16 protein-coding genes are annotated in these 20,042 nt (G+C 57.3%); 7 read left to right on the forward strand and 9 right to left on the reverse strand.

Annotated elements, in window-relative coordinates; genetic code table 11:
* Positions 1 to 16: 16 nt before the first annotated feature.
* The 6 genes from FHL16_RS31220 to FHL16_RS31245 form a co-directional block, all read right to left on the reverse strand.
* Entirely contained in the window at positions 17 to 727 is a 711-nt protein-coding gene (locus FHL16_RS31220) for an ABC transporter permease (protein WP_077750283.1), read from the reverse strand.
* Positions 724 to 1,452 (reverse strand): ABC transporter permease, encoded by a 729-nt coding sequence (locus tag FHL16_RS31225; RefSeq protein WP_077750284.1) that lies wholly within the window; start codon positions 1,450 to 1,452, stop codon positions 724 to 726. The genes FHL16_RS31220 and FHL16_RS31225 overlap by 4 nt, the downstream gene beginning before the upstream one ends.
* Before the next feature lie 56 nt (positions 1,453 to 1,508).
* Positions 1,509 to 2,291 carry a transporter substrate-binding domain-containing protein gene (locus FHL16_RS31230; RefSeq protein ID WP_010462646.1) on the reverse strand — a complete coding sequence of 261 codons (783 nt, stop codon included), beginning with the start codon at positions 2,289 to 2,291 and terminating at the stop codon, positions 1,509 to 1,511.
* Between the two features lie 318 nt (positions 2,292 to 2,609).
* The gene (locus tag FHL16_RS31235; protein ID WP_077750285.1) at positions 2,610 to 4,298 is read right to left on the reverse strand and encodes an ATP-dependent DNA ligase; all 1,689 of its coding nucleotides are present in this window, start codon (positions 4,296 to 4,298) and stop codon (positions 2,610 to 2,612) included.
* Positions 4,295 to 5,329 carry a ligase-associated DNA damage response exonuclease gene (locus FHL16_RS31240; protein ID WP_010462644.1) on the reverse strand — a complete coding sequence of 345 codons (1,035 nt, stop codon included), beginning with the start codon at positions 5,327 to 5,329 and terminating at the stop codon, positions 4,295 to 4,297. Before FHL16_RS31240 ends, FHL16_RS31235 begins: the two co-directional genes overlap by 4 nt.
* 192 nt (positions 5,330 to 5,521) lie before the next feature.
* Positions 5,522 to 7,972, reverse strand: a complete 2,451-nt coding sequence (locus FHL16_RS31245) for a penicillin acylase family protein (protein WP_077750286.1) — start codon at positions 7,970 to 7,972, stop codon at positions 5,522 to 5,524.
* A 181-nt stretch (positions 7,973 to 8,153) separates the two neighbouring features.
* On the opposite strand from FHL16_RS31245, the gene FHL16_RS31250 reads away from it, so the two are divergent.
* Positions 8,154 to 8,711, forward strand: coding sequence for a cysteine hydrolase family protein (locus tag FHL16_RS31250; RefSeq protein WP_077750287.1), 558 nt, complete (start codon positions 8,154 to 8,156; stop codon positions 8,709 to 8,711).
* Between the two features lie 121 nt (positions 8,712 to 8,832).
* On the opposite strand, the gene FHL16_RS31255 is transcribed toward FHL16_RS31250, so the two are convergent.
* Genes FHL16_RS31255 through FHL16_RS31265 form a run of 3 tightly spaced genes read right to left on the reverse strand, consistent with a single transcriptional unit; the run spans position 8,833 to position 10,056 of the window.
* Positions 8,833 to 9,042 (reverse strand): SEC-C metal-binding domain-containing protein, encoded by a 210-nt coding sequence (locus FHL16_RS31255; RefSeq protein WP_007906737.1) that lies wholly within the window; start codon positions 9,040 to 9,042, stop codon positions 8,833 to 8,835.
* Positions 9,039 to 9,533, reverse strand: a complete 495-nt coding sequence (locus FHL16_RS31260) for an LEA type 2 family protein (protein WP_010462638.1) — start codon at positions 9,531 to 9,533, stop codon at positions 9,039 to 9,041. Before FHL16_RS31260 ends, FHL16_RS31255 begins: the two co-directional genes overlap by 4 nt.
* Positions 9,534 to 9,579: 46 nt before the next feature.
* The gene (locus FHL16_RS31265) at positions 9,580 to 10,056 is read right to left on the reverse strand and encodes a YchJ family protein (RefSeq protein WP_010462636.1); all 477 of its coding nucleotides are present in this window, start codon (positions 10,054 to 10,056) and stop codon (positions 9,580 to 9,582) included.
* 105 nt (positions 10,057 to 10,161) lie between these two features.
* Here FHL16_RS31265 and FHL16_RS31270 point away from each other — a divergent pair, with 105 nt between their 5' ends.
* The 6 genes from FHL16_RS31270 to FHL16_RS34595 form a co-directional block, all read left to right on the forward strand.
* A complete protein-coding gene (locus FHL16_RS31270; protein ID WP_077750288.1) occupies positions 10,162 to 10,446 on the forward strand; it encodes a hypothetical protein in 285 nt (94 codons plus the stop codon).
* Positions 10,447 to 10,501: 55 nt separating this feature from the next.
* Positions 10,502 to 11,095, forward strand: coding sequence for a hypothetical protein (locus FHL16_RS31275; RefSeq protein ID WP_202979500.1), 594 nt, complete (start codon positions 10,502 to 10,504; stop codon positions 11,093 to 11,095).
* Between the two features lie 909 nt (positions 11,096 to 12,004).
* Positions 12,005 to 14,143: an AAA family ATPase gene (locus tag FHL16_RS31280; protein ID WP_077750292.1), complete on the forward strand. Its 2,139-nt coding sequence runs from the start codon at positions 12,005 to 12,007 to the stop codon at positions 14,141 to 14,143.
* Complete coding sequence (locus FHL16_RS31285; protein ID WP_077750293.1) at positions 14,143 to 15,927, forward strand: UvrD-helicase domain-containing protein; 1,785 nt, start codon at positions 14,143 to 14,145, stop codon at positions 15,925 to 15,927. The genes FHL16_RS31280 and FHL16_RS31285 overlap by 1 nt, the downstream gene beginning before the upstream one ends.
* 128 nt (positions 15,928 to 16,055) lie before the next feature.
* Entirely contained in the window at positions 16,056 to 19,850 is a 3,795-nt protein-coding gene (locus tag FHL16_RS31290; protein ID WP_077750294.1) for a hypothetical protein, read from the forward strand.
* 6 nt (positions 19,851 to 19,856) lie between these two features.
* On the forward strand, positions 19,857 to 20,042 hold a 186-nt coding region (locus FHL16_RS34595; protein ID WP_218191869.1), incomplete at its 3' end, for a hypothetical protein.

The raw sequence follows: 20,042 nt of genomic DNA on the forward strand, positions 1-20,042 counted from the left end.
TTCCTGAAAGCGGGTCCTAGTGGGTCGGCCCGAGGAACGCCAGCCATCGGCGTTCGGCGAGGCGGAACAGGCCGACCAGCGCGAAGGTAACGGTCAGGTAGATCAGCGCAGCGATGCCGAACGACTGGAAGGTGAGGAAGGTCGCCGAGTTGGCGTCCCGCGCGACTTTCAGGATGTCCGGGATGGTCGCGGTGAACGCCACGGTGGTCGAGTGCAGCATCAGAATCACTTCGTTGCTGTAATAAGGCAACGAGCGACGCAGGGCCGACGGCATGATCACGTAGGCATACAGCTTCCAGCCTGTCAGGCCGTAGGCCTTGGCCGCTTCGACTTCACCGTGGGCCATGCTGCGGATCGCCCCGGCGAAAATCTCCGTGGTGTAGGCGCAGGTGTTCAGGGCGAACGCCAGGATCGTGCAGTTCATCGCATCGCGAAAGAACGCATCCAGTACCGGTTGGGCGCGCACGGCGGCCAGGCTGTAGATGCCGGTGTAGCAAATCAGCAACTGGATATACAGCGGCGTGCCGCGGAACAGGTAGGTGTAGAACTGCACCGGCCAGCGAATGTAGAAGTGCGGCGAGACCCGGGCGATGGACAGCGGGATCGACACCAGGAAACCGATGACGATCGAGGCGGTCAGCAGCCACAGGGTCATGGCCAGGCCCGTGATGTTGTAGCCGTCGGTATAAAGGAAGGGTTTCCAGTATTCCTGCAAGAGTTCGATCATCGTACGGCCTCCCGGGAACCGGCGGCGTAGCGGCGTTCGAGCCAGCGCAGGACGAAGTTGGAAGCGCTTGTGATGAGCAGGTAAATCAGCGCGGCAAGCACCAGGAAGTAAAACAGTTGATAGGTGCTCTTACCGGCGTCCTGCGCTGCTTTGACCAAATCGGCGAGGCCGATGATCGACACCAGCGCGGTGGCCTTGAGCATCACCATCCAGTTGTTGCCGATACCCGGCAGGGCAAAGCGCATCATCTGCGGGAACACCACGATTCGAAAGCGCTGGCCACGTTTGAGGCCGTACGCGGTAGCCGCTTCGACCTGACCCCGAGGCACGGCGAGAATCGCCCCGCGGAAGGTTTCGGTGAAATACGCGCCATAGATGAAGCCCAGGGTGATGACCCCGGCGCTGAACGGGTTGATCTCGATGTATTCCCATTCCATGAAATCGGTAAACGACGTCAGCCAGGTTTGCAGGCTGTAGAAAATCAGCAGCATCAGCACCAGGTCCGGCACGCCGCGAATCAGCGTGGTGTAGATCTGGGCTGGAACCCGCACCAGTTTGACTTTTGACAGTTTGGCGGTGGCGCCGAGCAGGCCGAGCAATACGGCCACCAGCAGCGACAATGCCGATAATTTGATGGTCATCCAGGTGCCTTCCATCAGCAACGGACCGAAGCCCTTGAGGCTGAAGGCTGAGAGCCCCAGGTTTTGTAATAGGTTTTCGAACATAAATCAGCAACCTGATCGGGTGAAAAAAGCGCCCATCGCGAGATGGGCGCCGGGCATTATTTGCCGCTGTACAGATTCAGATCGCCAAAGTGTTTCTTCTGAATGGTGGCGTAGGTGCCATCGTCGTGTAACGCTTTGATACCTTTATTCAAAAGCTCTTTGAGGTCTTTGTTACCTTTAGAGATACCGATAGCTGTTTTGGCCGGCAGCAATTCGCTGTCAACCGGCTTGCTGACTTCGTAGCCTTCGCCCTTTGGCGACTTCAAGAAGCCCAGTTCGGCTTGCAGCATGTCCTGGATCGCAGCGTCGAGACGACCCGACATCAGGTCGGAATACACCTGATCCTGGTTCTGATAGGCCTGGGTCTTCACGCCGGCCTTGTCCAGCACGGCCTTGGCGTACGCTTCCTGGATGGTGCCTTGCTCGTAACCGACAGTCTTGCCTTTCAGAGAAGCGACGTCTTCGCTCAGGCCGGAACCCTTCTTGAATACATAGGCGGTTGGGCCGGAGAAGAGTTCGTTGGAGAAGTCGATGACTTTTTCGCGGGCCGGGGTGACGGTCATCGAAGAGATCACACCGTCGAATTTATTGGCCTTGAGGCCCGGAATCATGCCGTCGAAATCGCTTTCGACCCATTTGCACTTGACCTTCAGCTCGGCGCAGATCGCGTTCCCCAGATCGATGTCAAAGCCCACCAGGCTGCCGTCGGCCGCTTTCGATTCGAACGGAGCATAGGAAGGGTCAACGCCAAAACGCAGTTCTTTGTATTCCTTTGCCATGGCGGAGCCAGCAGCCATGCACAATGCCAGTGCAGAAAGGGTCAGCAATGCTTTTTTCATTATTCAATCCCTAAGAACCAATATGAGCGCTTGTGGCGCAGAATTATTGTTACTGGAAAGCGTAAGACCCATTGAAAGTAGCAATTTCCGAACCAGAGTCCCGAACAAGCGTTTTAAAAGGTGATACAAGAAATGGCAATAGGGTATTTGTGCACGGAATCGGGCATCGGAAAATAGCCGCACCAAATCAGGTCGTGGAGACGCGAGTCCTGTGGCGAGGGAGCTTGCTCCCGCCGGAGCGCGAAGCGGTCCCGCTGTAGAAAATTTGCGACGGCTTCGCAGCCGAACGGGAGCAAGCTCCCTCGCCACAAAGTTCTTTCAGCCCAACAAATCTTGCAGCGTTGCGAGGTTGTCGGCTTCTTCCACTGACTTGTCCTGCCGCCACCTCAACATCCGCGGAAACCGCACGGCAATCCCGCTCTTGTGGCGTTTCGACAGGGCAATACCCTCGAACCCCAGCTCAAACACCAGACTCGGTTTCACACTGCTCACCGGCCCGAACTTCTCCACCGTGGTTTTGCGCACGATGCTGTCGACCTGGCGCATTTCCTCGTCGGTCAGCCCTGAATAGGCTTTGGCGAAAGGCACCAGGGTACGTTCGCTGGCGTCCGGCGGGCCATCCCAGACCGCGAAGGTGTAATCACTGTAGAGATTCGCCCGGCGACCATGGCCGCGCTGCGCATAAATCAACACCGCGTCGACGCTGAAGGGGTCGACTTTCCATTTCCACCAGACGCCCATATCCTTGGTCCGGCCGACGCCATACAGCGCATCCCGGGCCTTGAGCATCATGCCCTCGACACCGAGGCTGCGGGAGGCCTCACGTTGTCTGGCGAGGTCGAACCAGTCTTCGCCGGTCAGCACTGGTGAGGCGAGTAATACCGGGTTGTTGCAGGTGGCGATCAGTTGATCCAGCTGATCGCGGCGCCTGGCCTGAGGCTGGCTGCGCCAGTCCTCGCCTTGCCATTCCAGCAAATCGTAGGCGAGGACCACCACCGGCACTTCTTCGAGAATTTTCCTGTCCAGGGTTTTGCGGCCGATCCGCTGTTGCAACAGGGCGAAGGGCAGCACCGCCGGAGCGGACGGCGATTGTGGATTGAAGGCATCGTCAGTGTTGGGGCGAGGGGCTTTCCAGGCGACGATTTCACCGTCGATCACTGTACCGTCAGGCAGTCCGTGCAACAGGCTGTCGAGTTCGGGGAAACGCTCGGTTACCAGTTCTTCGCCGCGTGACCAGACCCACAGGCGCCCGTCACGCTTGATCACTTGGGCGCGGATGCCGTCCCACTTCCATTCCACCTGCCACTGGCTGGCCGGGCCGAGCACGGCGTCGAACTGCTCGACCGGTTGTGACAGGGCATGGGCCAGGAAAAACGGGTAAGGCTGACCACCTCGCTGGGCATGTTCGTCGGGCGATTCGGCCGCGATCAATTTCAGGTAACTGACGGCGTTCGGGCGATTGGACAGGTCGGTGTACCCGACCAGCCGCTGGGCCACGCGTTTGCTGTCGAGTCCGGCCATGGCTGCCAGGGCTCGCGTCACCAGCAGTTTGGAGACGCCGACGCGGAAACTGCCGGTAATGAGTTTGATGCAAAGCATCAGGCTGTGACGGTCCAGTTGTGCCCAGAGTGCGGGCAACCGTGCGGCGAGGACTTCCGGGGATTCGCCACGCAGGGGCAGCAGCTTGTCTTCAATCCACACCGCCAGCCCGTCGGTGGAGCTGTGCAGGGTTTCAGGCAGGACCAGCGAAATGGTTTCCGCCAGATCGCCAACCGCCTGATAACTTTCTTCGAACAGCCAGGGCTCAAGGCCGGAAAACTCGACGGCCAGCTCACGCAGCACGCGCACCGGCACCAGCTGCCGAGGTCGCCCTCCGGACAAAAAGTACACCGCCCACGCCGCATCTTCGGGGGCAGCCTGGGCGAAGTAAGCCTGCATCGCGGCCAGTTTGGCATTGCTTGACGTGGTGGCGTCGAGTTCGGCATACAGCTCGGCGAAGGCCTTCATGTCGCCACCTCGGCGTGCTCGGTTTCGACGGCCGCGTTGTCTTCCTCATCGTCGCCGTATTCGGTGCTGAAACCCATGGCATCAAGGCCCTGTTCGCGCAGATGCCGCACCAGCACCGCCACCGAACCGTGGGTGACCATGACCCGTTCGGCGCCGGTTTGTTCGATGGCCCAGAGCAGGCCGGGCCAGTCGGCGTGGTCGGACAATACAAAGCCACGGTCCACGCCGCGTCTGCGCCGCGTGCCGCGTAATCGCATCCAGCCGCTGGCGAAGCCGTCGCTGTAGTCGCCAAACCGGCGCATCCAGTTGCTGGCGCCAGCCGATGGCGGGGCGATGACCAGCGCCTTGCGCATCATCGGATCGCTCTTTTGCACGTCGCCGGCGTAGATCGTCGGCGGTATATAAACGCCGCTCTCGCGGTACACCCGGTTCAGCGGGTCCACCGCGCCATGCACCAGAATGGGGCCGAGGCTGGCGTCAATGCCATGGAGAATGCGCTGGGCCTTGCCGAAGGAATAGCAGAACAGCACGCTGGTTTTGTCGGCGGCGGCATTGGCCTGCCACCACTGATTGATCTCGCCAAAGATCTGCGCCTGGGGTTGCCAGCGATAGATTGGCAGGCCGAAGGTCGACTCGGTGATGAAGGTGTGGCAGCGCACCGGCTCGAAGGGTGCGCAGGTGCCGTCGGGCTCGATCTTGTAATCCCCCGAGGCGACCCAGACTTCGCCGCCGTATTCAAGGCGCACCTGGGCTGAGCCGAGGACGTGGCCGGCAGGGTGAAAACTCAGGGTGACGCCGTGGTGCCGCAAGCGCTCGCCATAGGGCAGGGTTTGCAGGCTGATGTCCTGGCCCAGTCGCGCACGCAAAATCCCTTCACCGGGCGCGGCCGCCAGGTAATGCTGGTTGCCTGTGCGGGCATGGTCGCCATGGGCGTGCGTGATGACCGAACGCTCGACCGGCCGCCACGGGTCAATATAGAAATCGCCGGCGGGGCAGTACAAACCTTCAGGGCGCGCGATAACAAGATCCATGTTGTTACCAAAATGGGGGGGCTTGTTAGCTATGAGGTTGGCGCGAAGCGAGAAGTTCTATCGATTTTCGCGCGATGATCGTTCCCATGCTCTGCGTGGGAATGCAGCCCGTGACGCTCCGCGCCACTGGACGCGGAGCGTCCCTAGAGGCATTCCCACGCAGAGCGTGGGAACGATCAGTGGCGAAAGGGGTTACTTGCCGGGTGTCAGGGTCAACCGTGTCTTGCCGTACACCTTGTCAAAGTTCTGCGGTTGCATCGGCAGGCTCATGTATTGCCCCTTCAGCCATGGATCAATGCTGTCGAGGTAGTGCGGGCTCGCCGGGTTGCCGGACTGACCGGTGCTGTTCTGCCCCATCAGCGGTTCTGCCTGGCTGAAGTCCACGATAAAGCGCATAGCTGGCGCCAGCGTCGTGTTGAAGTCCTGACCCCAGGTGAAGGCCGCCGTGTTCAGCGTCGTGTGGTCGCCGCCGGCCGCGAGCGGACCGCGCACGGTCTGGCCGCTGGCATTCTTCCACTCATAGCGGTGCAACTTGCCCCACTGCCAGGCTTTGTGATCGCCGCCCAATTGACTGTCACCGGCGCTGATCGCCGCCGCCAGACTGCGAGCGAGGATTGCCGGCTTGTCTTCTTTCTGCGGCGTGCGTGCGTCATCCCAGAACGGACTGTCTTCACGGCCCAGCAAGTGATCGGCCTGAGCCGCGTAGGACAACTTGCCGTTGGCGATAAAGGCTTTCCACGCCGGGCTGCTTTCCGGGCCCAGTTCGTCGAGGAAGATCTGTTTGGTGCTTTCCTGCAGGAACAGCTCGTAGATCGCCGCATCCGCAGAGGTCGGGCTGAGTTTGCCGTCGAAGGCCATCAAACGGGTGTACGCCTCGCGAGCCTTGCCGCGATCGGCAACCGGCAGGGCTTCGATGGCTTGTTTGAGCGGCTGGGCCATGCCCGGCGCTTCAAACATTTTTTTCAGTTTGGCGGCGAACGTCGTGGTCTGGTCGTATTGCATCGCGATCACGCTGCGCGTGTCGTGTTTGCCCACACCCGCCAGTTCGGCCAGGCGTTCGCCACGTTCCGGAGCCGACCAGGAATTGGACAGCTGCATGCCGTAGCCATGGGGAATGACCCGCTGGTTGGCGGTGCCGAGCCAGCCTTGGGACGGGTCCTGGTCATACGGGTGGAGCATCGGGTCGGCGTAGCCGTCCCAATCGTAGCGACCTTCCCAGCCCGGCGACGGCAGCAGGCCTTCGCCTTCGCGACGGTTCGGGTAACGCCCGGTGACTTGCCAGCCGATGTTGCTGGCGTCGGCGAACACCAGGTTCAAGGCGATGGCGCGGATTTCACGGCTGGCGTCCGAGGCTTTCTCGACGGTCTGTGCCCGGGACAGGTCGAAAAACGCGTCCAGGGTTTTATCGTCGGTGAAATTCGGCGTCTGCAAAGCCAGGCCGAAACCATTGGCCAGCGTCATGCCCTGGGCGCTGTTGAGCAAAGGACCGTGGCGGGTTTCGTACACCACTTCGCGAATCGGCCGCTGGCCTTTGACGAAGTAGGTTTCGTTGCGCACGATCGCCGGCTGCCATTTGCCGCCGACTTCATAGGTGAGGCCGTTGCCCTGGCGTTTGATTTTTTCCAGGAACAGGTCCTGGTTGTCGCCCATGACCGAGGTCATGCTCCACGCCACTTTGCCGTTGAAACCGCCGAGCACCATGGGCAAACCGGCAATCGTCACGCCAGAGGCCTGGTACTTCGGTGCGCGAATCTGCACGTAGCTGAACAACGACGGCACACCCAAAGGCCCATGGCTGTCGCTGGCCAGCAGGCTTTTGCCACTGCGGCTGCGTTGCCGGCCGATGGCCCAGTTGTTCGACGAGGTGGCGCCCAGCAGATTCAGGTCGGACAGTTGCGCGGTGGCTTTGCTGATTTGCGTCAGGCCCGGGATGGCGCCATTGAGCTTGATGCCCTGCAGTTTTTCAGCTTCGCCCAGCGGCAGTTTTTCGTCGGGGGCGGACGGCGTCAGCCACCCGAGTTTGTCCGTGGTGACGGTCTGGGCCAGCATCAGCGCGTTGATTTCTTCCGGCAGGTTGGCCGACTGACTGAAGTTCATCAGGCAGAAAATCAGCGCCGAGTCTTCCGGTTGCCAGTATTCAGGCTTGTAACCGCTGGCGGCGAGGTCGGCCGGCAGCTTGTCGCGGAAACGGAACAGGTAGGCGTTGACGCCGCGCGCATAGACTTCGAAGAAGCGTTTGAGGCGCGGCGACGATGCCTTGTACAACTCGCCCGCGCTTTTCTTCAGATTGACTGCGCGCATGTAGCGGTCGGCGTCCAGCAGGTCCGAACCGGACATCTCTGACAAACGGCCCTGGGCCAACAGGCGCAAGGTGACCATTTGCGTGATGCGGTCGCTGGCGTGGACGTAGCCGAGGGCGAACAGGGCATCGTGGAAGCTGTTGCTCTCGATCAGCGGCATGCCCATGGCATTGCGGCGCACCGAAACGTTTTGCGCCAGGCCCTTGAGCGGCTGTACGCCGGTGGTCGGCGGGAGGGTGTCCTGGGTGTTCCAGGTCTGACAACCGGTCAGGCTCAAAACACCGGCCACTGCTGCGGCAACGCCGAACCGGGGAAGAAAATGTGTAAGGGCTGGCGAGGCCATGGCAAAGCTCCTGCGGGGGGGGGTAGCGTCATTAAAGGCGCTACGTTAGTGAGCAGGAGGAGGGCGCGCAAGCAGGGTGTCAGGTTATTTCAGGATTTGTCCGATAAACACAATCTTGCCTGTAAGCGGAAGTGATGCTGAAGTGCCTGAAATTCAATGACCTGTTGTGAGAAAAGTCGGCATGGAGCTTAAGACCAACGCAGCACTGATCATCATCGACCAACAAAAAGGCATCTTGCAGCCCCGGCTCGGTCGCCGAAATAATCCTCAGGCCGAGGAACGAATTGTCGATTTGCTGGCGTATTGGCGGCGAACCGGACGGCCGGTGATTCATGTGCAGCACCTGTCCCGTTCACCGGAATCGGTGTTCTGGCCGCAGCAAGCAGGCGTTGAGTTTCAGGAACGCTTCATGCCCCAGGCCGGCGAACAACTGATTCAGAAACAGGTACCGGATGCATTTTGTGCGACCGGGCTGGAGGCGAGTTTGCGCGAGGCGGGGATCGAGCAGTTGATCATCGTTGGCGTTGCGACCCATAACTCGGTGGAGTCCACGGCGCGAACGGCCGGGAATCTGGGATTTGACGCGTGGGTGGCGGAGGATGCGTGCTTTACGTTCGACAAGGCCGATTATTTTGGCCATGCGCACTCAGCCGAGGAAGTGCATGCGATGTCGCTGGGGAATTTGCACTGGGAATATGCGACGGTCGTGAGTACTGCACAGATATTGAAGGCTGGCTGAATTCCCTGTGGGAGCGACGCACCGTCGCTCCCACAGGGGGGATGCGCGCACAGAACCAATGTGGGAGCGGGCTTGCTCGCGAAGTCGATTCAAGCGGCGAAGAAGTTCTTCGCCCGAAGCATCAAGCGCCGTGGCACTTCTTGAATTTCTTGCCGTTGCCGCATGGGCAAGGGTCGTTGCGGCCGACATCTTTCAGGGCGTTGCGCACCGGTTCCTGGTGGGCGTGGCCGCAGTTCGGGCCGTGGACATGGCCGTGGTCGTGATCATGGTGGTCGTGATGGTCATGATCGTGGTTGCAGTCAGGGCCATGGACATGGGGTTGCTGGGTCATCGGTTTTGCTCCGGAATTAAATCGGCGGGGATTATCACGCCATTGCGCGCCAGGTGCACGTAGTGCGCGATGAATAAACCGGTTTCCATTTCACCTTCCAGACGATAGGGGATGGGCTGATCGGGTTTTTTCAGCATTTTCACCAGGTCCCGCACCTTGGGCCACAGGTTGGTGCGGATCGGCACCTTGAAATAGGCGCTGCGTTTGGGGCCGACGGTGAACCAGTGTTCATGCTCGCCTTCGGCCAGCAGCATGTCGCCCAAGTGAATACGGTACTCGAGGCCGCGCACCGTCAGGTCGCTGTCATTGGGATTGTCGACGCGAAAGTGCAGGATAAATTTCTGCTCCAGCAGTTTGGCGCGGACCACTTCAACCTTCACCAGGTGTACCTGCGGGTCCGGCAGATCGTCTCCGAACCAGGACGCGCAGCCGCCGAGCCCCAGAAAGAGGAGCGAGGTGAAGAGAAAAAGTGCAAGGCGCCGGGTGATCATGGTCGTGTTTCTCCCTAGAACGCCAGTCTAGCCCTTTGGAATCACCTCACGCGCCGAAATACCCCGCGCAACACTTCTTGAATTTCTGCCCGCTGGCGCACGGGCAGGCATCGTTGCGTCCGGCCTTGAGTGGCACGGTGGGGTCGATGAAGTACCAGTGCCCGGCGTTCTGCACGAACGAGGAGCGCTCGCGGTGGCTGTGTTCTCCGCCACCGTCATGCCAGCGTGCGGTGAACGTGACGAATGCGTGTTCCGGTTGACCGCCCAATACCTCGGAGCTTTCCACCTCCAGACCCAGCCAGGTGCTTTGCGCGCTCCAGTCGCTGATGGACTGACGATCCAGGCCGGCCTGTTGCGCGGGCAGGGTGGTTGCCACCAGATAGTCGATCAAACCCAGCACATAGGCGCTGTAGCGCGAGCGCATCAAGGCTTCGGCGCACGGCGCCGGATGCCCGGCATGGTAATGGCCGCAGCAGGCATCGAGCAGGGTGCCGCTGCCGCAAGGGCAAATGGATGTACTCATCACTTCCGGAGCCTTGCTAACAGTTACATGTGTTTTATCTTCCATAAATCAGTCACTTACCTAATCTAACTTTTTTGACGTATTTTTTACGCGTGGAACGAGTGAATGACTGCCAATCTGCCTCATCGCGATCCGATGGCAACCCCTAATTTGAGCACTCGTCAGAAGTGGAGGTTAGTCTATGACGGTCGGAGGGCACGCGATTCCAAAATCGATTATGTAGAGCTTGGCTACCAAGGGGAGGTTACGACCCTCACCTTGAAGCCGTATCAGGCAGAAGAAATTGATGCTATCAAGAACGGCCTTTACGTTGAGGGGCGTACCTTTCAGTTCAACTCAGCGACCAACAAGCTCACAGTTGACTCGACGAATTGCCCCGTCCACGAATGATATGTACTAAGGCTGACCCACCGGGTTTTTTCACACATACGCAAGGATGCGAGCAATGCCCGCTCTCAAGAAAAATCTATCGAAAAGCCTCATAGCCGTAATCGCCTCCGTTGGTGGCGCCTGCCTTGAAGCCACTACCGACATAATCAAGAAAAACTTCGAGCCAGCGTTGATCAGCGTACGAAATAACTTTGAGGATCGACTCTCGCCCCTTCCAGAAAACGCGTTGATCGGGCTAAGTTTGGACTTCTACATGCCTTCGACCCTGGGCAGTGAAACCAGCGCTGAAGGCGTCTCAGCGTCCATCTCAGGAAGAAGCTGTCGCAAGTCTGGTGGACACAACATCGTTCGTGTATTTGACGAGTCAGCAAACGGTCATCGCACGAACGCCGTAATGATCATTCATTGCAGCCCCTCGGGGCGTATTTCGGTAAGCCTTGCTCCACAAAGTGGCCAGATTGTTCCAATTTATGAAGGCCGCTTCAAGGACGGTGAGAAAGCTGGCTTCCCGGGAGTACCCGGCAGTTATTACGCCGGCGTTCTGACAATACATCGCCTTGACGCAGTAGAGCCAAAGGGTCCTTGGGTACCGGCCAATAAATGTCAGGTAGACAACAGCTGTAACTCTGAAGATTTTTCGATCAACTAAGGCCCTATGTACCCGCTACTACCCTAGCCATATACACAAAGCCTCCATTCTATAAGGTGAAGAATGGGTCTTCAGGTATGTGGGATGCCTAGGCCATCGGAGACCAACGTGTCAGAAACCTCTCTCACCTTTAAATGCCTAGGCCACACCACGCGAGAGGACGGCTTGATTGGGCGCTACCACTTGAAGGTGACCGATACCCGGAGTGGCATTACCGCGACAATCTCTGTAGAGCCCAGGCACCTCGCCTCCGCCAGACGCATGAAAAGGATCCTTCTAGATCGGTGCATGTTCTACACGGCAACACGCGCATCGCACGACAACACGACAAGATGCTACTCGACATTCTTGATCCGCAGTCTGGAGAAACTCAAGATTAGCCTGGCCTGCCGGGCTTTTTCGAGCATCATGAGTTTTCTTTTCGCAAGTCCCATCACCGAATCAAAGGACCTAAATGGTGCCTAGCCAGAATGACCTGACCATGGAACTGAACTGAGCGTTGGAGTGTTCAGCAGATGACATCAGTGCGTATATAAATGTGCGAGTTGCAGTAGTCAGAGTTCTGTCTTTATGGCCGCCCAATGTTATCCATGAGGCCCTGATTAAGCTTCTCCCATGGGGAGAGGAAATTTCTTCAGAAAATAGAAAAACACTCGCAGGGCTAGGCGAGTTGGTGGAAATCTTCATATCCGTCAACCCTGACGAATACGATGACGTCACGCTGGAGCACGTTTTGGTCTGCGCCCCAATGCTTGCAATCATGTGATAAAGCTATTGCGGAGCAGCGCAATCGCTGCGCCTACTGCTGGGCGCCTGCAAGCGGTTGCTGTGGGAATATCATACACCGTCACGCTACCATCGCTCACAAACGGACAAGGCTGTTCATGAGCGTTGGCGCTCTGGAGAATTATGCACATTTCCAAAATGACTTTGGTCAACTACCGAAACTTCAGCAATACAACGTTGAAGTTTCAGCGGGGCGTCAACACCATCATCGGCGAGAATGGCTCAGGTAAGTCCAATATCCTACGCGCAATCCGCCTACTACTGGATGACACCATGGTGCGTGCCTCCTATCGACTGGAGGAATCGGACTTCTGCCGATCGCTCGGCGAATGGCGAGGCCACTGGATCATCATCAGTGTTGAGTTCGAAGATATCAGCGCCGACGAAGCTGTGCAGGCGCTATTCCTTCATGGCACGGCAGCGCTCGAAGGCGGACCGCTGGCGAAGGCCACCTATAACCTCATCTTCCGTCCGAAAAAGGAGATCCGGCTCAAGCTGGCTGCTCTCGATGTTTTTGATGATGAGGAGCTTAAGGAAATACGCAATACCATCACGATTGACGACTACGAAACTGTGTTCACAGGAAGAAGCAGCGCCGATTTCAGCGACCCTTCCGTCTACCAATCACTCGTGGGCGATTTCGATACGTGTATTTTCAGTGCCGAGACTGAATTTCCTGAGGTCGGGGCTAAAGTCCCCGGATTTCTCTCGGTTACGAAAGAGGTGTCACTGACCTTCATCCAGGCCCTCCGGGATGTCGTGGCCGAGTTTCACAATAACCGAACGAACCCGTTGTTTGCGCTTCTCAAGAGCAAGAGTGGCGAGATCGATCCAGTGTCGATGCTCCCCATAACCGAGATGGTCAGGGACCTGAATGCCTCTATCGAAGGCCTCGAAGACGTGCAGTCGGTTCGTAACCACATTCGGGAAACGATCAAGGATGCGGCCGGAGAAACCTACTCGCCTGCTTCGCTTTCGATTAAATCTGACCTACCAGACGAAGCGGAAAAATTATTTCAGTCGCTGCGCCTCTTTGTAGGCGAGGCCGATGACGGGTATGAGGGGGGTATTCATGAGCTGAGCTTGGGCGGAGCAAACCTCATTTATCTGACGCTGAAGCTTCTAGAGTTCAAGTATCAGCGCGAGAAGCTTGCCATTGCCAATTTTCTGCTGATCGAGGAGCCCGAAGCGCACATCCACACCCATATCCAGAAGACCTTGTTCGACCGTATTTCTTACAGCGACGCCCAGGTCATCTACACGACACATTCGACTCACATCTCTGAAGTGAGCAATGTGAGCAACGTCAACATTCTTGGAAGGCAAGGCCTAAATTGCGAGGCCTATCAGCCCGCTACGGGGCTTGAGCCATCCGAGGTGAGAAGTATCCAGCGATACCTGGACGCTGTGCGTAGCAATTTGCTCTTTGCTAAAAGTGTGGTGCTCGTTGAAGGCGACGCAGAGGAGATACTGATCCCTATTTTGGTAAAGAAGGTGCTAGGGCTGAGCGTTGATGAGCTGGGTATTAGCGTCATTAACATACGCAGCACGGGATTCAAAAACGTTGCCGTCCTTTTTAACGACCTTCGAATCCGCAAGCGCTGCGCGATAGTCACTGATCTTGACACTACCTTCTTCGATGTAGCGCCGCAGCCCGCGGACTCTGAAGCTCTTGCCAATCGGAAGCGCAAGGCAATAGGTTCGCAAAAGGCTGGCGGCGAACGTAAGGTCGACCTCGACGCCTTTATTGCCGGAAATCCTTGGCTCTCCGTCTTCTATGCGCCACGCACTTTTGAAGTTGAACTCGTGTTAGCGGGCAACCGGGAGGCGTTTGTCCAAACTGTGAACAGTGTCTATAAAGCGCCGCAGACTATCACCGAAGCAGTGAACGACCTACGATCAATCCAACCCCATCTCGTAAGCTTTCGGGCGCTACTAATGGCTGAGTATGCGGGGAAAGGCTGGTTTGCGATCATGCTCGCCGAAGAACTGGATCATCAGGTAGCGGTCCCTCCCTACATCCTGCAGGCTATCCACTTTGCACATGGGCACATATCGGCCCCGCTGCTCGCCAGGATTCTACAGTATCGCGTTGCCCGCCAAATCGAAGTCGATCCTTCAACTCAGCCACGACTAGCGCTGTTTGGGGTTGAGCTTGACCGCTATCAACGAGGGGATATCGATCTGGTGGGACTCAAAGCTGCGGTAGCCCTGGCGTTGCCGAACGACGCCATTGGTTCGTTCATGGCGGGAATTGCCTGATGTTCGCTTGGGATCCCCGTGAGTTGAACGCCGAGCAGTCAGCCGCAGTGGAGGAACCTTCGAGCGTATTCCTCATCGCATGCCCTGGTAGCGGAAAGACACGGACGTTGACCTATAAGATTGCTTATGAGCTTTCGCGGGGCATGGACAAGCAGATTGTCGTGGCGATTACTTATACGCACCGCGCAGCAGATGAAATCCAGGAACGCATAGAAGATCTCGGTGTTGATACGTCAAAGCTGTGGATCGGGACCATCCACTCATTTTGCCTCGAGTGGATTATTAAGCCATATGGCATCTACCTTCCAGCGCTTTCCCGCGGCTATCGAGTCGTAGACAAGCACGACCGCGAACTCATGCTTGAGCGGCTATGCGCGCCCTACGCAAAGATCACCCACTGGGATTGCGATTACTACTTCAGCGAAACGGGCTATCACCTAGGCTGCAAAGATGTTTGGAAGCATGAGACGCTCCATAAAATTCTTGGCGAGTACTTTCGCGAACTCGAAGAAGCGCGTCAGATCGATTTCGAGCTGATCCTTTGGTATGCGCAGATCCTAATGCGTGATCAAAAGCATATTGCATCGATTCTCGCTTCGGTCTTCTCATATGTCCTGGTAGACGAGTATCAGGACACGAAGCAAATTCAGTATGGCCTTCTTACCGCTATTTTGCGTGCCGGAGCAGGGCGAACGAAGACCTTCATCGTCGGCGATCCGAACCAAGCTATCTACGGCTCGCTCGGTGGCTACGCAATTCCGGTGGCTGATTTTCGTGCCCAAGCTGGCATCCCGATAAGGGAAATGGCACTTACCCGAAATTACCGTTCGAGCAAGAGGATCATTTCCCATTTCTCGAATTTCAACGTTTATCCGACATCAATCGAGAGCGCAGGATCGAATGCGTCGTTTCCGAGCAAGGTTTCGTACAACCAGCACGTAACACTCCCCAATTTGCATGACGAGCTAGTACGACTGATCCAGGCAAGCCTCGCTGCAGGGCATCCTCCTGAGGAGATCTGCGTGCTCGCCCCATGGTGGATTTTATTGGCATCGACGACGCGTCAATTAGTAAGGATGCTGCCGGACCAACAGTTTGACGGCCCTGGTCTAGTCCCCTTTAGCAACGATATAGACAATTTCTGGTTCAAAGTTTCGAAAATCATCCTGACTGAGTCATCGCCGAAGATGCTTGTTCGTCGCATGCGATGGGCAAGGGATGTGATCAGCGACCTGGGTGATCTTGGCGTTGATACATCGCGTCTGACGCAGCGGCTCCTATTGAGGGAATGCAACTCAATTTCAATCTCCGAGACGGATGGGATTGCCTACCTTGACCAAGCCTTCACCGCGCTGCTTGAACGACTCGGTGTAGCCCTGAATAGTTTCCCCGCATTGGTGGAGCATCGCGATGCGTTCTTTCGCAGCTCACAATCTCGGATCGACAGGCTCCAAAAGGACGGAGCCCCATACATCAACGACATCTCTTTCTTCAGGAAGGTATTTCGCGAGCGGATTGGCATCACCGTTTCGACGATCCACGGTGTAAAAGGTGCCGAGTATGATGTGGTCATCGCGTTCGGCCTTCTTCAGGGGATGGTGCCTCATTTCTCTGAGGCCGCAAGCTTGGATGCCGCGAACAAGCTCCTCTACGTCGTAGGTTCCCGTGCCCGCAAGAATCTACATCTGATTTCTGAGAGCGGGCGCCCACAAGGCCGCTATGGGAACTATGCGGCTACAGAGGTACTGTTCTCATGTGCCTTTGACTACGACGCAGCCGAGTAGCATCCCGCCTGAGTTTCGCCATCGGAAGTACGCCTCGTCCGGGCACATTGCTGTATTGGTCCTTGCGCTCGTGAGTCGGTACCGTATCGAAAAGTGTAAGGCGATCCTAGGCTACCTAGAGAGGAAAAATGTTCGACATCACCTCAGATGACATTAATCAGTTGAACGACATCGATTTGCGGGAGCTGGTGGGGCGTCTCTGTGAGGCCGAATTGATGAGTCGAGAGTTGTCTCCTGCGGCGGTGACATGGGGAGGTAATCAGACGGCCGCGGACGGAGGTCTAGACGTGCGCGTGGAGCTGCCGCCAGGAGTGTTCATCGAGGGCTTCATACCGCGCGGCTCAACAGGGTTCCAGGTCAAAAAGCCGGATATGCCGAGATCCGAGATAATTTCCGAGATGCGGCCGATGGGAACGCTTAGACCCGTTATTCAAGAACTTGCGGATGAAGTGGGCGCTTACGTTATTGTCAGTTCTACTGGGTCAACGGCCGACAGCGCTCTTCGCAATCGCCGGGGGGCACTGCGCGCAGCACTAAACGATGTAGCCAACGCCGATCAGCTCCACACCGACTTCTATGATCGTACGCGCTTAGCGACTTGGGTAAGGTGTTACCCAGGTCTCATCACCTGGGTCAAGGAGAGGGTAGGAAAGGCTCTTTCGGGATGGCGCCCCTATGGTCCGTGGAGTGGTGCAACTGAAAGCGTCGATGCAGAGTACCTGCTCGATGACAAGCTACGCCTCCACCTTGGCAGGCACCGTGACGCGCCGGCGCAATCAGTGGCCCACGTCATCGACGAATTACGCGACGAGCTGGCCCAACCTGGCAAGATAGTGCGCTTGGTCGGCCTGTCGGGTGTCGGGAAGACTCGCTTAGTCCAGGCTTTGTTCGACTCCCGGGTCGGCGCACGCGCCCTGCCGCCGTCCCTTGCCGTTTACACCAACTTATCGGACAACCCAGACCCGCAGCCGACAGGCCTGGCCTCGGACCTAATCGCGAACCGAATGCGCGCGGTCCTAATTGTCGACAACTGCCCATCGGATCTGCACCGCAGGCTCTCGGATCTGTGTAATAGCCGGACCAGCACGATCAGCGTCCTCACAGTCGAGTACGACATTCGCGATGACCAGCCTGAGGGAACCCAAGTCGTTACCCTCGACACGTCTTCGCTCGAGCTGATAGAGACGTTGCTCCGGCGCCGATATCTGCACCTATCTGAGGTAGACGCGCATACCATCGCCGAAACATCCGGCGGCAATGCCCGAATTGCAGTGGCTCTCGCCGAAACGGTTGAGCGCTCGGATACGATCGCGGGCTTGTCGAACGAGGAGCTATTTCAACGGCTTTTCCGGCAGCGGCAAGACCCAAACGACGCATTGCTCCTCGCGGCCCAAGCATGCTCACTCGTGTACTCCTTCCAAGGCGAGGCGCTGGTGGGCGAAGAGGCTGAGCTACCGCGTCTGGCCTCGCTTGCAGGTCAACTTGCCTCAGAGACCTACCGCCATGTCGGCGAGCTGACCCGGCGTGATCTAGTGCAGCAGCGCGGGGTCTGGCGGGCGGTGTTGCCGCACGCTATTGCGAACAGGCTCGCGGCCCGCGCGCTCGATGATACGCCCTTCGACCTCATCAACCAGCAACTAGTAGAGGGTGGGACTGAACGCTTAGCCCGATCCTTTTCACGCAGACTGTCATTCCTGCACGACCATCCCAAGGCAGTCGCCATAGTTGAAAGATGGCTCGTACCTGATGGGCTCTTGGGGGACGTGACAGCACTCAATGATCTCGGGCGAACGATGTTTGAGAACGTCGCCTCAGTGCAGCCGGACGCGGCGCTTGCGGCATTGGAACGAGCCGGTAGCTGCGGTACTGATGAGGCCGCTAAAGCGTGGCGGCGGTATCAGTCCTTGCTGCGCTCTTTCGCTTATGACTCACCATTGTTTGAGCGGAGCACCCAATTACTGACGTGGGCTGCGACGCAAAACGCAGATGAGCAGGAGGCTAAAGAAGCCTCGGACACTTTCACGTCATTGTTTACGATCTATCTTTCAGGAACGCACGCTACCCTCGAACAACGTCTGGGCGTGATTGAGCGACTTCTCATCGCCAGTGATGAGAAGGCGCTTGCTCTGGGCTTGGCTGCTTTGGAGAAGGTGCTGGAGGCAACACACTTTGGTTCTCACTACCAATTTGAGTTTGGAGCTCGGTCACGGGACTACGGCTACGAGCCTCGGACCAACGAGGACGCAATTCGATGGTACAGGGGCTGCCTCGCGTTTGTTGAGCGCTTAGCACTGGCTGAGGCCAAGATTAAGCACCACTTGCGCGACATAATTGCGAGGAGCTTTCGCGGACTGTGGACTTCAACCAATATCCAAGGAGAGCTCGGAAGGCTATTTCGTTGGTTTGCCGCTGATGGTTTTTGGCGTGAGGGTTGGGCGGCCTGCCGTGAGACGATGTATTTCGACAGCGAGCACATGACACCGGAGGCTGTATCTCAGCTGTCTACTCTAGAAGATGACCTAAAACCTTCTGGTCTTTCAGCGCAAGTGAGAGCATTCGTTTTGGGTAACAGATCTGGTGGCTTCGACTTCGAGGACCTGGACGAAAATGGTGACCTGGTAAAATCATTTGAGCGTATGGAGGTGATCGCTCGGCAGCTAGGCACAGCGGTGGCCGATGATGACTCGGTATTTGCAGAGATCCTGCCTGATCTCCTCCGTGGTGGAAACAGAACCTGGTCGTTCGGCCGTGGACTTGCCGGTGCGTCCTCAGACCCTCAAGGCACATGGGGAAGACTCATCCAAGGTTTTGAGCAGGTCGCTTCAGAGCAGCGAGACGTCCAGGTGCTATGCGGCTTCCTAGCCGAGCTCTGGGAGAAGAACAGGGAAATCGCACAACACCTTCTCAACTCGGTGCCCAATCAGCCTCAGTTGTTAGTGTTCCTTCCGAGACTGCTTACGGCCGTGGGGCTCGATGAGCATAGTGTTGACCAGTTGAAGCGCTCGTTAACCGCGGGAAAGGTGCCCGTTCAGATGTTCCTGCACTTTGCGTACGGGCGTGTCACTGATCATCTGGCAGGTGGGGTTCTCAAAGATTTACTCGTTCTAATTGCCGATCAACCTGACGGTTTCGACGTGGCGCTGGAAGTGCTTTCAATGCGGCTATTCTCGGACCGCTCTGCGAAGCGGGAGCTTGAGCCGGAACTTATTGAGACCGGTCGAGAGCTGCTCCAGCGTATCGAGTTCCGCAAAAACAACAATCAACGTCGAGACCGCCAGCTTTCCGATATTGTGAAGGTTAGCCTCACCACTTCAGAGGATTATTCAACCGCTGCAGAGGTTTCCACTCGATTCCTACAGGCCATAGCTAACCATGAGATTTCTGGATTCGACTACGACGACGTGCTCGCGGCGTTGCTTGAGTGCCAGCCAGCAGCAGTTTTGGATTCATTGTTCTCGGATGAGTCGTTAGAAAGAGTGGCAATAAGCGTGTTTTACCGCTTAGGACGCCACCGGAAAAACCCCGCCGATAGGATCTCTTGCGATGCGATAGTGGCTTGGTGTGAGAGAGATCGAGGCCGCCGCTACCCACTTATAGCTTCGATTGTCACATTTGCGTGCTGCTCGGAAGCGAGTGATACGTTGGAGTGGTCTGAACAAGCGAAGTCAATTCTGACCAGAGCTCCCGATCCCAGAAGTGTGCTGGAAGTATTCATCAAACGATTCCGGCCAATGAGTTGGAGCGGCTCACGTGCGTCGATTATGGACGCGAACGCTCAGCTACTGGGCAGTCTTGAGTTATACATCGCTTCTGATCTTATGCCGTTCGTGAGCGAGGCCCAGGTACAACTTGCGCAAGAGGTCGCGCGCGCGCGACAGAGAGAGAACGAGGACGACCGAGTACGGGATGAGCGTTTCGAATGATAGGGGATGACTGACGAAGAGCATTGCGCTTGCGATCAGCGGTGTACTCCTCGGAATATGCTCAAGGTCTGCTTTTGGCCGATTTCTGCCTGTCACGAGGGGCAGAAAACGGCCAATAGCTGTCTGTCAGGCAGCGTCCTCATCAGTGATTCTCTGAGCGATGCACCAGCTTCGGCTTTGTACGCCAGCGCG

Source organism: Pseudomonas sp. FSL W5-0299, from assembly GCF_005930655.1.
GTDB lineage: Bacteria > Pseudomonadota > Gammaproteobacteria > Pseudomonadales > Pseudomonadaceae > Aquipseudomonas > Aquipseudomonas mandelii.